The sequence below is a fragment of the Diaphorobacter caeni genome (assembly GCF_015354245.1).
Classification (GTDB): domain Bacteria; phylum Pseudomonadota; class Gammaproteobacteria; order Burkholderiales; family Burkholderiaceae_C; genus Diaphorobacter_A; species Diaphorobacter_A caeni.
The window spans coordinates 87,279-98,584 of record NZ_JADKYZ010000012.1; the positions used below are offsets into that span (position 1 = coordinate 87,279).

13 protein-coding genes and 1 pseudogene are annotated in these 11,306 nt (G+C 63.9%); 10 read left to right on the forward strand and 4 right to left on the reverse strand.

Annotated elements, in window-relative coordinates; all coding sequences use genetic code 11:
- Positions 1-24: 24 nt before the first annotated feature.
- From ISG32_RS24715 to bioB, 9 genes are all read left to right on the forward strand, one after another.
- On the forward strand, positions 25-921 hold the full coding sequence (locus ISG32_RS24715) for a LysR family transcriptional regulator (protein WP_194773679.1): 897 nt from the start codon (positions 25-27) through the stop codon (positions 919-921).
- Between the two features lie 124 nt (positions 922-1,045).
- The gene (locus tag ISG32_RS24720; protein WP_194773680.1) at positions 1,046-2,026 is read left to right on the forward strand and encodes a Bug family tripartite tricarboxylate transporter substrate binding protein; all 981 of its coding nucleotides are present in this window, start codon (positions 1,046-1,048) and stop codon (positions 2,024-2,026) included.
- A gap of 8 nt (positions 2,027-2,034) precedes the next feature.
- Positions 2,035-3,237, forward strand: coding sequence for a CaiB/BaiF CoA transferase family protein (locus ISG32_RS24725; RefSeq protein ID WP_194773681.1), 1,203 nt, complete (start codon positions 2,035-2,037; stop codon positions 3,235-3,237).
- Entirely contained in the window at positions 3,234-3,989 is a 756-nt protein-coding gene (locus tag ISG32_RS24730; protein WP_194773682.1) for an enoyl-CoA hydratase, read from the forward strand. Before ISG32_RS24725 ends, ISG32_RS24730 begins: the two co-directional genes overlap by 4 nt.
- Positions 3,990-4,040: 51 nt before the next feature.
- Entirely contained in the window at positions 4,041-4,826 is a 786-nt protein-coding gene (locus ISG32_RS24735) for a sulfite exporter TauE/SafE family protein (RefSeq protein WP_194773683.1), read from the forward strand.
- Between the two features lie 168 nt (positions 4,827-4,994).
- Positions 4,995-5,705 (forward strand): YdcF family protein, encoded by a 711-nt coding sequence (locus ISG32_RS24740; RefSeq protein WP_194773730.1) that lies wholly within the window; start codon positions 4,995-4,997, stop codon positions 5,703-5,705.
- Between the two features lie 109 nt (positions 5,706-5,814).
- A complete protein-coding gene (locus ISG32_RS24745; RefSeq protein WP_194773684.1) occupies positions 5,815-6,285 on the forward strand; it encodes a VOC family protein in 471 nt (156 codons plus the stop codon).
- A gap of 23 nt (positions 6,286-6,308) precedes the next feature.
- Positions 6,309-6,731: a PaaI family thioesterase gene (locus ISG32_RS24750; RefSeq protein ID WP_194773685.1), complete on the forward strand. Its 423-nt coding sequence runs from the start codon at positions 6,309-6,311 to the stop codon at positions 6,729-6,731.
- A gap of 306 nt (positions 6,732-7,037) precedes the next feature.
- Positions 7,038-8,081 (forward strand): biotin synthase BioB, encoded by a 1,044-nt coding sequence (gene bioB / locus ISG32_RS24755; protein ID WP_194773686.1) that lies wholly within the window; start codon positions 7,038-7,040, stop codon positions 8,079-8,081.
- Between the two features lie 68 nt (positions 8,082-8,149).
- Here bioB and ISG32_RS24760 read toward each other — a convergent pair whose 3' ends face one another.
- The 4 genes from ISG32_RS24760 to merR all read right to left on the reverse strand — a co-directional run bounded on the left by ISG32_RS24760 (position 8,150) and on the right by merR (position 10,593).
- Positions 8,150-8,458 (reverse strand): DUF883 family protein, encoded by a 309-nt coding sequence (locus ISG32_RS24760; protein WP_194773687.1) that lies wholly within the window; start codon positions 8,456-8,458, stop codon positions 8,150-8,152.
- A 53-nt stretch (positions 8,459-8,511) separates the two neighbouring features.
- A complete protein-coding gene (locus ISG32_RS24765) occupies positions 8,512-8,994 on the reverse strand; it encodes a hypothetical protein (protein WP_194773688.1) in 483 nt (160 codons plus the stop codon).
- A 207-nt stretch (positions 8,995-9,201) separates the two neighbouring features.
- Positions 9,202-9,915 (reverse strand): sulfite exporter TauE/SafE family protein, encoded by a 714-nt coding sequence (locus tag ISG32_RS24770; RefSeq protein WP_194773689.1) that lies wholly within the window; start codon positions 9,913-9,915, stop codon positions 9,202-9,204.
- 279 nt (positions 9,916-10,194) lie between these two features.
- Entirely contained in the window at positions 10,195-10,593 is a 399-nt protein-coding gene (gene merR / locus ISG32_RS24775) for an Hg(II)-responsive transcriptional regulator (protein WP_029306736.1), read from the reverse strand.
- 75 nt (positions 10,594-10,668) lie between these two features.
- Between merR and merP the strand changes: the two are divergent.
- Positions 10,669-11,304, forward strand: a pseudogene (merP, locus tag ISG32_RS27940) (mercury resistance system periplasmic binding protein MerP).
- The last annotated feature ends 2 nt before the right edge of the window (positions 11,305-11,306 follow it).

An 11,306-nucleotide genomic window follows, 5' to 3' on the forward strand; every position in this document is an offset into this window, starting at 1 on the left:
CCGGAATTCTGTGTTTCGCAAAAAATGAAGTTTGACACCACGACCGTGAGCCTCGTCATCGCCGTTGCCGAAGAGGGCAGCATCTCGCGCGCCGCCGACCGGCTCGGACTTGCGGTGGCGGCGGCCTCCAAACGCGTGAGTGATCTGGAGGCGCAGCTGGGCGTCAAGCTGTTCAAGCGCCAGCCGCATGGTGTGAAAGTGACGGAAGCGGGCGCCAAGCTGCTCTCGCACATCCGTCAGATCGACAATCTCACGCAGCGCCTCGTGGGGGATGCGCTCACGGTCAGCCATGGGCGCGAGGGGCGGGTGATCATCGGCGCGCCCAAGTCTGCGATCATTCCGTTTCTGGCGCGCGACCTGGCCGCCATCCAGCGCAAGTATCCGGGCATCGTGCTGCAGATCGTCGAGGAGAACAGCCGCATCGTCCAGAAGCTGCTGCGCGACAAGGTCATCGACATCGGCATCTATGAAAAGACCGCAGGTTTCGTCGATCTGCCGCGCTTCGACTACCGGCAGGACCATCTGAACGTGGTCTACAGCCGCAGGCATTTCGAGCTGCCCGAGGGCGCGCTGTCGGTGGAGCAGCTCATCGAGCTGCCGATCATCACGCTGGGGCGCGGCTCGGCCATTCTGGCCTCGTTGCATCGCGCCCACCAAAGCCGGGGCCGCGTGTTCCGCAACGATTTCACGGTGAGCGGCTTTGACTCCATGCTCGCGCTGGTGCGCGAAGGCATCGGCGTGGGGCTGATGCCGCCCGACATTCTGCGAACCCTGCATCCCGAGCCTGAACTCCTGAGCCTGCCGCTCGAGGGAGACTGGCACGAGCGCAGCTACATGCTGTCGTTCAGCGAAGGGCAGGCCGAGCAGCAGACGCTGCGCAATGTGGTGGCGGAGCTGCTGGGGCAGAACAAGCCACAGTGACGTGATTCAGTACTGATTTCGCCATTTGCGAAATCAGGCATGTTGTCTTGATCCTTGCGGGCAAATCGCTGGGAAGCGACATTCGTTCCATCAACGAAAAGTTCGCACAGGAGACAAGAACATCATGCAACGACGCCATTTCATCGCAACGGGCGCAGCCGCGCTGGCCGCACCTCTGAGCAGCTGGGCCTCGGTGGCCGAACTGCCCAAGGGCACGGTCAAGATCTACGTGGGCTGGGCTCCTGGCGGCGGCACCGATGTGTTCGCGCGCATCGTCGGGCAGAAGCTGTCCGAGGTCTGGGGGCGTCCGGTGGTCGTGGAGAACAAGCCCGGAGCTACCGGCGCGCTGTGTGCCGACTTCTTTGCCAAGTCCAAGTTCAACGACGGCGTGAACCTGCTCATGGCGCACGTGAACACGCACGCCATCTCGCCGCAGATCTTCAAGAGCATCACCTATGACCCGCTCAAGGACTACGCGCCGATCGCGCTGATCGGCGCGACGCCGCACATCCTCGTCACTGGCAGCAAGGACAAGTACGCGTCGATTCAGGACGTGGTGGCCGCTTGCAAGAAGAACCCGGGCAAGATCAGCTTCGGCTCGTCCGGCACGGGCTCGGTTCAGCATCTCGCGGCGGAGATGTTCAACATGGCGGCGGGCGTGAAGACCATTCACGTGCCCTACAAGGGCTCGGGCCCGATGCAGACCGATCTGCTCGGCGGTCAGATCGATTTCAGCTTCGACACCATGACGGCCGCCGCCCAGCAGGTCAAGAGCGGAAAGATGCAGGGCATCGTGCAGACCCGCGTGAACCGCGCCAAGGGCTTCCCGTCCGTGCCGACCATGGACGAGCAGGGCTTCAAGGGCTTTGACGCGTCGAGCTGGTATGGCGTGGTCGGCCCACGCGACATGTCCAAGGAACTGGCGCAGAAGATCAATGCCGACATCAACAAGGTGCTGGCGATGCCCGACGTGATCAGCCGATTCGACGGCTATGGCGTGGAGGGCGGCGGCGGCTCGGTCGAGAAGTTCGCGGCCTTCATGCAGTCCGAATACAGAAAGTGGGGCGACGTGGTTCGCGCCGCCAACATCACCGAAGAAAGCTGAGCCGAATCATGAACGCAACCGCCAAACAAGCCCATGCCACCAACGCCGCGGCGCTGCCTCTGGCCGGCATCCGCGTGCTCGATGTCAGTCAGGTCATGGCCGGGCCGTTCGCCTGCATGCTGCTGGCCGATCTGGGCGCCGACGTGATCAAGGTCGAGCCGCCCGAGGGCGACCAGACGCGCGGCGCGATGGGTTTCAAGATGAAGGGCCCGGACAGCATGGGCTTTCTCAACATGAACCGCAACAAGCGCTCGCTCACGCTCGACCTCAAGAGCGAGGAGGGCCGTGAAACCTTCTATGAGCTGGCCAAGACCGCCGACGTGATCGTCGAGAACTACCGCCCCGGCGTGGTGCAGCGCCTGAAGATCGATTACGAGACCATCCAGGCGATCAACCCCAAGATCGTCTACGTGAGCATCTCGGGCTTCGGCCAGAGCGGCCCGTGGGCCAAGCGTCCGGGCTTTGATCTGATGGCGCAGGCCATGTCCGGCGTGATGAGCGTGACCGGCTACAAGGGCGAAAAGCCGGTGAAGGCCGGCGTGCCGGTGGCCGACATCGGCTGCGCGCTGTTCGCGACTTATGGACTGCTGTCGGCCTACATCGGCGCACAGCGCACGGGGCAGGGCCAGCACATCGACGCGTCGCTGTTTGACTCGGTGATGGCGTTCTCGGTCTGGGACATGTCCGAGTACTGGGGCACCGGCGTGCCGCCCGCGCCGCTGGGCACCAGCAACAAGATGAGCGCACCGTACCAGGCGGTGAAGGCGCGCGACGACTACTTCGTGATGGGCGCGACCAACCAGAAGCTCTGGGCCAAGCTCTGCGAGCTGATCGCCCGACCGGACCTGCTGGAGCACGAGCAGTTCGCCACCGTGCCGCTGCGCCTGAAGAACCGCGAGGTGCTGATCGAGACGCTGGAGCAGGAATTCGCCAAGCGCGACAGCGCCGAGTGGGTCGATGCGATGCTGGAGGCGGGCATTCCCGCCGGGCCGATCCTGAGCTACCCCGAGGCCTTCGAGGGCGAGCACGGCACGTACCGCAAGATGTGCATGGAGATCGACCACCCCATCGAGGGCAAGGTCAAGAACATCGGCTTCCCGGTGAAGATGCTGGGCACGCCCCAGCAGGTGCGCCGCCATCCGCCGCTGCTCGGTGAGCACAACGCGGAAATCCTCGCCGAGCTGGCTGCGCGCGAAGGAGTGGACGCATGACGGCGGAGACGGTCTCCCTGTCGCTGGATGACAGCGGCGCCGCCTGGATCCGCGTGAACCGTCCCGAGCGGCACAACGCGATGACGGCCGCGATGTACGAGGCGCTGCTCGAGTGCATCGCCGCAGCGCGGGCCGATGCGCGCGTGCGCTGCGTGCTGCTGCAGGGCGAGGGCGGCAAATCCTTCATCTCGGGCACGGACATCTCGCATTTCAAGGATTTCACCCACGGCAAGCAGGGCAACGAATACGAGGCCTTCGTCGAGCGGGTGATCGACGCGGTCGAGCGCATCAGCGTGCCCACCATCGCCGTGATCGACGGCTGGGCCGTGGGCGGAGGTCTGGCGCTGGCGACGGCGTGCGATTTCCGCATCTGCACGCCGAAGTCGCGTTTTGGCGCGCCCATCGCGAAGACGCTCTCCAACACGCTGTCGTCGCGCAACATGGCGCGGCTGGCGGCGGCGCTCGGCGTTCCACGCGTCAAGCGCATGCTGCTGCTGGCCGACTATCTGGGCGCGGAAGACATGCTGAACTGTGGCTTTGTCCAAAGCATCGCGAGCGCGGAGACGCTGATCGACGAATCGCGGCAACTGGCGGACAAGCTGATGGCACTTTCCGGCACCACGCAGGCGGCCGTGAAGGAAAGTCTGCGCCGCATCGTGGTGGACAATGACCTGCATGATGTCGATCTGGTCGAATCGGTCTATGGCAGCGCTGCGTTTCGCAGTGGAGTTGCGGCTTTCATCAAGAGTTGAGACCGCTGCACCGAGCCGAGCCGGCCTTCACAAAAAAGGAGCGGGCGGGTGATGGAGACACTGTTGGTCTATGTGGCGCTGGGCATCGGCGCAGGGCTGCTGGCAGGCATGCTGGGCGTGGGTGGCGGGCAGGTCGTCGTGCCGGGCCTGCTGTATCTCTTTCACCTGAACCATTTCCCCGAGCAGCATCTGGTGCATCTCGCGCTCGGCACCAGCCTCGCGACCATTGCCGTCACCTCGCTGTCGTCTGCATGGTCGCACCATCGCCTTGGCTCCATCAGTCTGGATCTCGTGCGGCGGATGGCGCCGGGCATCGTGGCCGGTGCCGTCGTCGGCGGACTCATGGCGGGACTGTTTCCCAGCCATGCGCTCAAGCTCGGCTTTGGCATCTTTCTGATCCTGTTGGCCATACAGATGGCGTTTTCGCTCAAGCCGAAGCCGGGGCGCGATCTGCCGCAGAGCCTTGGGTTGTCGGTCGTCTCCGCCGCGATTGGCTGGGTGTCCGCCATTGTAGGTGTTGGCGGCGGCAGCATGGTCGTACCGTATCTGACCTGGTGCAACGTGGACATGAAGACCGCCGTCGGCACCGCCTCCGCCTGCGGCTTCTTTCTGGCTGTGGCCGGGATGGTCGGCTATGTGATCTCGGGCTGGAACGCGCCGGGACTGCCCGCCTACAGCGTCGGCTATGTCTATCTGCCGGCCTTCGCGGCGGTGTCGCTGCTGTCCATCGTGTTCACCCGCGTGGGCGCGACGCTCGCACACCGGTTGCCGGTGGCCAGCCTCAAGCGCGTCTTCTCGATCTGTCTGCTGGTGGCGGGCGTGCGCATCCTGCTGTGACCCCCGTTCGCATGGATCGCCGAGAATGGCGGGCTTGCTTGCTCCGACCATTGCGCCGTGCCTTTGAATTCAACGTCCGTCAATCCCTCGACCATTCTTCACTCGCTCTGGCTGCGCGTGCTCTGCGGCGTGGCTGGCGCGCTGCTGCTGGGCGACGCACTGGTGTTGATGCTGTATGGCATGTTCAACGTCGGCATTCTCGTGCCGGCGGTGGTTGGCACGGTGCTGCTCGCGATGCTGGTCTGGCGCGGACCGATTTCCCGCTTGCTGGCCGCGAGGCCCCGGCTGCGGCGGCTCTGGCGGCTGGGCTGGTGGCTGTTCGGCATATGGGTGGTCAGCCTGCTGGTGTTCTGGCTGCGCATTGCCCAGCAAATGCATGGCGACGGCGAACCCCAGCCGGTCGATGCGATCATCGTGCTCGGCAGCGCCACGCGCGACGGCCAGCCATCGCAGACGCTGGCGCTGCGGCTGGACACCGCAGCCACGGTCGCCGCACAGCAGCCCAAGGCGTTGATCGCGACCAGCGGGGGTGTTGACTTCGGCGAGTCTGAAAGCGAGGGCCGCATCATGGCGCGCTATCTGCAGCAGCGCCACGGCATCGCGACCGAGCGACTGGTGATGGAAGAGCAAAGCACCAGCACCGCATTGAATCTCTCGCTGAGCATGGGGCTGCTGGCGGCGCGGAATCTGCCGGCCGATGCGTCCATCGCCATCGTCACCAGCGATTTTCATACCCCGCGCGCACAGTGGATCGCGCGCAAGGTAGGCATCCGCAATGCGCACACCGTGGCCGCGCCGACGCCGCTGTCCATCCGCTTCAACGCCTGGCTGCGCGAGTATTTTGCGGTGGCAAGCAGCTGGCTGCTCCGCGAGTTCTGAAAAGCGCGGAAAATAGGGCTTGGTTGCGTTGCACAAAACCTGTCCAGCGCCCGGTTTCCAAGAGACATACATCCATTCATACATCATTCAATCCAAGGAGTACTTTTCAATGGCGAGCGAACAACGTCCTTTCCGCGTTCTGGGAATTCAGCAAGTGGCCATCGGCGGCACGGACAAGGCGCGCATGAAGAAGCTGTGGGTGGACATGCTGGGTCTGGAGCAGACCGGCACCTTCCAGAGCGAGCGCGAGAACGTGGACGAGGACATCCTCGCCATGGGCAAGGGTGCGATGAAGGTGGAAGTGGACATCATGCAGCCCATGGACATCGACAAGAAGCCTGCCGTGCACGCCACGCCGCTCAACCACATCGGACTGTGGATCGACGACCTGCCCAAGGCCGTGGAATGGCTCACCGCCAAGGGCGTGCGTTTTGCGCCGGGCGGCATTCGTCCTGGTGCAGCGGGTTACGACATCACCTTTCTGCACCCCAAGAGCAACGACGAGTTCCCGATCGCGGGCGAGGGCGTGCTGATCGAGCTGGTGCAGGCTCCGGCAGACGTGATCGCCGCGCTCGGCTGATTTTCAACGTGAGCGCGACACCCATGTCCAGTCTCGTAGACAAGATCAACGCATTGAGCGCGGGCTCGCTGCCGGGCCTGCTCGGCGTTCACGCCGTGAAGGCTGAGCGTGGAGTCATTCACACCGAAATGCAGGTGCGCGCCGAACTCATGGCGCCCAACGGCTATCTGCACGCAGGCAGTCTGGTCACTCTGGCCGACACCTCCTGCGGCTACGGTTGCCGTTCCATGCTGCCCGAAGGCGCGAGCGGCTTCACCACCATCGAGCTCAAGTCCAACCACCTCTCGACCGCCCGCGAAGGCACGGTCGAATGTGTGGCGACCATCGTGCACGAAGGCCGCACCACGCAGGTCTGGGATGCCGTGGTCAAGCACCGCGAAACCGGCAAGACGCTGGTGATGTTCCGCTGCACGCAGATAATTCTCTACCCCGTTCCCAAGAACTGACGAAATCCTCTTCGTTGCTGCACATGCCCCGCTCGTCGGGGCTTTTTTTCGTCTATCTCCCGACACTTTCCGGTGACGGTAGGGCGGAATTTGCGGATGAAGCCGTCTCATTGCGCGACGTTTGAGGCGTGGCTTTCAAACATCGCCCAACGTCGCCTATCTGCCTTGCAACGTCTGCCAAATGGCGCGTGATTTGGCGGGCGAAAAGAGCAGATTTTTCAATCCCACAATTTGCGGGCTGAGTCTTCCCACGCTTGGTTTGCGCTTTCACAATCGCGGCCCATCAGGTTCTCTGGAGATTGCCCAATGAGCAGCACCCCCTTCCCACAAGCCGAATCCTCCGTGCACGAACAGCAAGTGCAGTTTTTCTCCAAGCCGCGCTCGGCGCCGAACTTGGACAATGCCCAAGTGACATGGAGCGTCGAGGCCATTCAGCAACTGCTCGACATGCCGTTCATGGATCTGCTCTGGCGTGCGCAATCCGTGCATCGCGCGCATTGGCCCGCGGGCGACATCGAGCTGGCAACGCTGCTCTCGGTGAAGACGGGCGGATGTCCCGAGAACTGCGGCTACTGCCCCCAGTCCGCAGAGTTCGACACGGGCGTGAAAGCGCAGAAACTCATGAGCGTGGAGGAGGTCACTGCCGCCGCGCAGGCCGCCAAGGACGCCGGCGCGACGCGCTTTTGCATGGGGGCGGCCTGGCGGGCACCCAAGGACCGCGACATCGACAAGGTCAGCGAACTGATCACGGCCGTCAAGGGCCTCGGAATGCAGACCTGCGCGACGCTCGGCATGCTCGAGCCGCACCACGCCGAGACGCTCCGGGGCGCGGGGCTGGACTACTACAACCACAATCTCGACACCGCGCCGGAGTACTACACCGACGTGGTCAGCACGCGCCAGTACCAGGACCGTCTCGACACGCTCAAGGCGGTGCGCAATGCGGGCATCAGCGTGTGCTGTGGCGGCATCATCGGCATGGGGGAGGAGGTGGTGCACCGCGCGGGCCTGATCGCGCAACTGGCCAATCTGCAGCCCTATCCGGAATCGGTGCCGATCAACAGTCTGGTGCGGGTGCCCGGCACGCCGCTGGCGGACAGCGCCCCCGTCGATCCGCTTGATTTCGTGCGGGTGATCGCCGTGGCCCGCATCACCATGCCCAAGGCGCGCGTGCGCCTGTCCGCCGGTCGCCAGAAGCTCGGCGAAGCGGTGCAGGCGCTGTGCTTCATGGCTGGCGCCAATTCCATTTTCTATGGCGACAAGCTGCTGGTGACGGGCAATCCCGAGGCCTCGGACGACGCGCGCCTGATCGCGAAGCTGGGCCTGACCACGACCCGACAAATGGGATGAACCTAAGGCAAAAAGAAAATGCGCTGCACCGACGCATCATCGGTGCAGCGCATCTGGGCTAAGGATTTTTAGCGTTTCGCGAGGCAGAAGCCGATGACCGCACCCACGGCCAGCGCCATCCCCGCGACGCGCCAGGGCTCGTCATGCGCGTATTCATTGCCAAGGCGGGCGGCCTCGCGGGTGCGGTGAGCCGTCTCTCCGGCCGCGCTGCTGACCGCGTCGCGCACATGGCTCACGCCGTCGCCCAGACGCTGGCGCATGTCGCGGATCTGAGGAACGGAGTCCAGCTCCTTGCTCGACAGCAGGCTGCCGAGGTCACTCAGCAATTGCTCGAGGCTGCTCACGGCGTCGGATGCATTGCGGTTTGAAAATTTCATGTTCTTCGCCTTTCTTGGATGGTTGCGTTTCGGGCTGAGATGTCCACCTGGGCTCAATAGCCGGTTTCCTGAACGTACTTGCGGTTGGCGCGCTCCCATGCGGCCTTGAAAGCGGGCTGTGCCTTTTCCCACTTCAAGCCACCTTGCGCATGTGCGGCATCCCACTTGCGGGCCCATTCGGCGCGGGCGGCGTCGTAGTCGGTTCCGGCCACGCGGGCTTCCCAGCCCGCGCGGTAGGCCGGTGCGTAGTCGTCATAGCCATGCTCGGGCGAGTAGTAGGGCTCCTCCACATGGACCTCGCGCCAGTGCGCGTCTTCGTCCGTGGGATTGATGACCTCGGCCGCGCCCTTGCCGGCCAGGCCTCCCACCACCGCGCCGACGATGGCGCCAGCCGCCGCGCCCAGCGGACCGCCGATGGCCCCCGCAGCGGCCCCGGTGACGGCGCCACCTGCGGCACCAAGGCCGGTGCCTACCGGGTGCGATCCGGGTTCGCCGGTGATGGGATCGCGGTTGAGTTTGTCGTTCGAGCTGCTCATGTTGGTTCCCCTTTGCTTCGAAGAGTCCGAGACGTGTTGAATGCGCTTGCGGTCAGACCGAAATCCGAGCCGCAGCGGCTTCACGTGGGCCTCCACCTCATTGGGCTATGCAATGCAGGCGATGTCTGTAGGAGAAATGAGCCTACTGCCTTAGGACAAGCAGGTTGACGGCGTCCAGCGGCCGCCGGAGCGGCGATCCAGAGAGGGTCAGAGCGCCTTTGCCAGCAGCACCACGCCCGAAACGATGGCGAACCCTTGTACCAGCCAGCGCATGAAGCGCGCGTTGATTCGGCTGTGCACGAAGCGGCTCGCGAACATGCCGACCGCAAGCGGGGGCAGAAGCAGCAGGGTGATCTGGATGTGCGACGCGTGGATCTTGTCCATGAAGAACAGAAAGACCAGCGAGATCAGCTCGCCCACCAGAAAGCACACCGCAATCGTCGAGCGCATCTCGGCCACGGGGCGATGCTGCAGGGTCAGGGCGAGCGGTGGTCCGCCGATGCCCGTGGCGGTTTCGGTGACGCCCGTGATCAATCCCGCCAGCAGAAACGCGATGACGCCCGGCGTGAATGCCGGAATGAACCAGGTGACCACGGCGGCGGCAATGGTGGACGCCCCGACGAAGATCGACAGGGCCTTGGCGCTCAACACCACCAGCACCGCCAGTCCGCCAAACGTCCCGACGAACCGCCCAAGGCTGATCCAGGCCACACCGCGAATGTTGATCGCATGCCGCTCGCGCCAGGCGACATAGAAATTCAGCGGCAGCATCAGAAACAGCACGCAGACCGGCAGCAGATCGGGCTGCAGCATCGCGAGCACCGGCGCGACGATCAGCGCGAATCCAAGGCCGCTCGCCCCCTGCACGAACGCGGCGAAGGCCACCGTGAGCGCCACGATGATCAGGTCAGGCGTGCTCATCGGCGCTCCCTGAATGTCGCGGGCACGCGAAGCGCCGTGGGCTTTTTCATTGCGGAATCAAGGCGTCTCTGGGTGGGATGAAGCGGCATCGCCCAAGGATACCGAAGCGTCAGCATCTTGATATCCGTCAGGTGGAAAGACCTTCGTCCCATTCTGCCCCGCAGAACAGCTTTCCCGGTCGATCGACTTTCCGGGGGTCGTCTCAGAATTCGGAAAATAAAGCACGGTAAGCAGTTTGCAGCGCCCGTGCGCGTCGTTACCAGCACCTCAACTGCCCGCTCAATCCTTGGCCAGCACGTCGATGATCGGACAAGTCGTATGGCCGTCCCTCGCGTCGCACTGCTGTACCAGTTCCTCCAGCACCCGCTGCATGGCCACGAGGTCAGCCATCTTCTGCTCGATCAGACCCAGCTTGCGCACGGCCAATTCCTGAGTCTCGCCGCAGGCGCACGCCGCATCCAAGGTCAGCAGTGCGGCCACCTCATCGAGTGTGAAGCCGAGCGCCTGTCCCCGCTTGATGAATCGCACACGCTTGGCCTGCTCGGGCGCATAGCGCCGATGCCCACCTGGCGGCTTGGGCGGCTCACCCAACAGGCCACGTCGCTGGTAGTAGCGAATCGTCTCGATATTCACCCCGGCGGCGTCAGCCAGCTTGCCGATGGTCAGTTCTGTTCCCATCACATTCCCCTTGACTCCGTACTTAGGTACGGGATTTAGAGTAACACTTGGGCAAACAGGTTCAAGGAAAACGACATGGCACGACTCACTGAAAAAGGCTCGTTGATCGCGGGCGTACTGGCCGCCATCGGCGCGTCGGTGTGCTGCGTCGGGCCACTTGTCCTGCTGGCACTCGGCATTGGTGGCTCATGGGTTGGCAGCCTGACCGCGATGGAGCCGTACCGACCCTTTTTCATCGGCATGACGCTGCTGTTTCTAGGACTGGCCTTCCGCAAGCTCTATCTGGTGCCGCAGGTCTGCACGCCCGGCACGCCGTGCGCTGATCCGCGCACACGCCAGCGGCAGCGCCTGACGTTCTGGATCGTTACCGTGCTGCTGCTTGGCCTGTTGGCCGTGCCGTGGCTCGCCCCACTGTTCTACTGAAAGGAGATCCCCATGCGCAAACTGCTGATTGCCCTGTTGGCAGCCGTGCCGCTCGCCGTGCTGGCCACCACCCCGAAAACCGTCACGCTGGCCGTGCAGAACATGACCTGCGAGCTATGCCCGATCACGGTCAAGAAGTCGTTGGAGAAGGTGCCCGGTGTGAGCGCCGTCAAAGTCGATTTCGACAAGAAAACGGCCACCGTCACCTATGACGCCGACAAGACCAAGCCGGAAGCGTTGACCTCGGCCACGACGAACGCAGGCTATCCGTCCACCGTGCAAAGGTGACG

Excerpts from the sequence above, each read along its gene's own strand:
- ISG32_RS24735 (WP_194773683.1), top strand. The coding sequence starts at position 4,041 with ATGGAGACACTGTTGGTCTATGTGGCGCTGGGCATCGGCGCAGGGCTG.
- ISG32_RS24720 (WP_194773680.1), top strand. The coding sequence starts at position 1,046 with ATGCAACGACGCCATTTCATCGCAACGGGCGCAGCCGCGCTGGCCGCA.
- ISG32_RS24760 (WP_194773687.1), bottom strand. The coding sequence starts at position 8,458 with ATGAAATTTTCAAACCGCAATGCATCCGACGCCGTGAGCAGCCTCGAG.
- ISG32_RS24730 (WP_194773682.1), top strand. The coding sequence starts at position 3,234 with ATGACGGCGGAGACGGTCTCCCTGTCGCTGGATGACAGCGGCGCCGCC.
- ISG32_RS24745 (WP_194773684.1), top strand. The coding sequence starts at position 5,815 with ATGGCGAGCGAACAACGTCCTTTCCGCGTTCTGGGAATTCAGCAAGTG.
- ISG32_RS24740 (WP_194773730.1), top strand. The coding sequence starts at position 4,995 with ATGCTGTATGGCATGTTCAACGTCGGCATTCTCGTGCCGGCGGTGGTT.
- ISG32_RS24750 (WP_194773685.1), top strand. The coding sequence starts at position 6,309 with ATGTCCAGTCTCGTAGACAAGATCAACGCATTGAGCGCGGGCTCGCTG.
- ISG32_RS24770 (WP_194773689.1), bottom strand. The coding sequence starts at position 9,915 with ATGAGCACGCCTGACCTGATCATCGTGGCGCTCACGGTGGCCTTCGCC.
- ISG32_RS24715 (WP_194773679.1), top strand. The coding sequence starts at position 25 with ATGAAGTTTGACACCACGACCGTGAGCCTCGTCATCGCCGTTGCCGAA.
- bioB (WP_194773686.1), top strand. The coding sequence starts at position 7,038 with ATGAGCAGCACCCCCTTCCCACAAGCCGAATCCTCCGTGCACGAACAG.
- ISG32_RS24765 (WP_194773688.1), bottom strand. The coding sequence starts at position 8,994 with ATGAGCAGCTCGAACGACAAACTCAACCGCGATCCCATCACCGGCGAA.
- merR (WP_029306736.1), bottom strand. The coding sequence starts at position 10,593 with ATGGGAACAGAACTGACCATCGGCAAGCTGGCTGACGCCGCCGGGGTG.
- ISG32_RS24725 (WP_194773681.1), top strand. The coding sequence starts at position 2,035 with ATGAACGCAACCGCCAAACAAGCCCATGCCACCAACGCCGCGGCGCTG.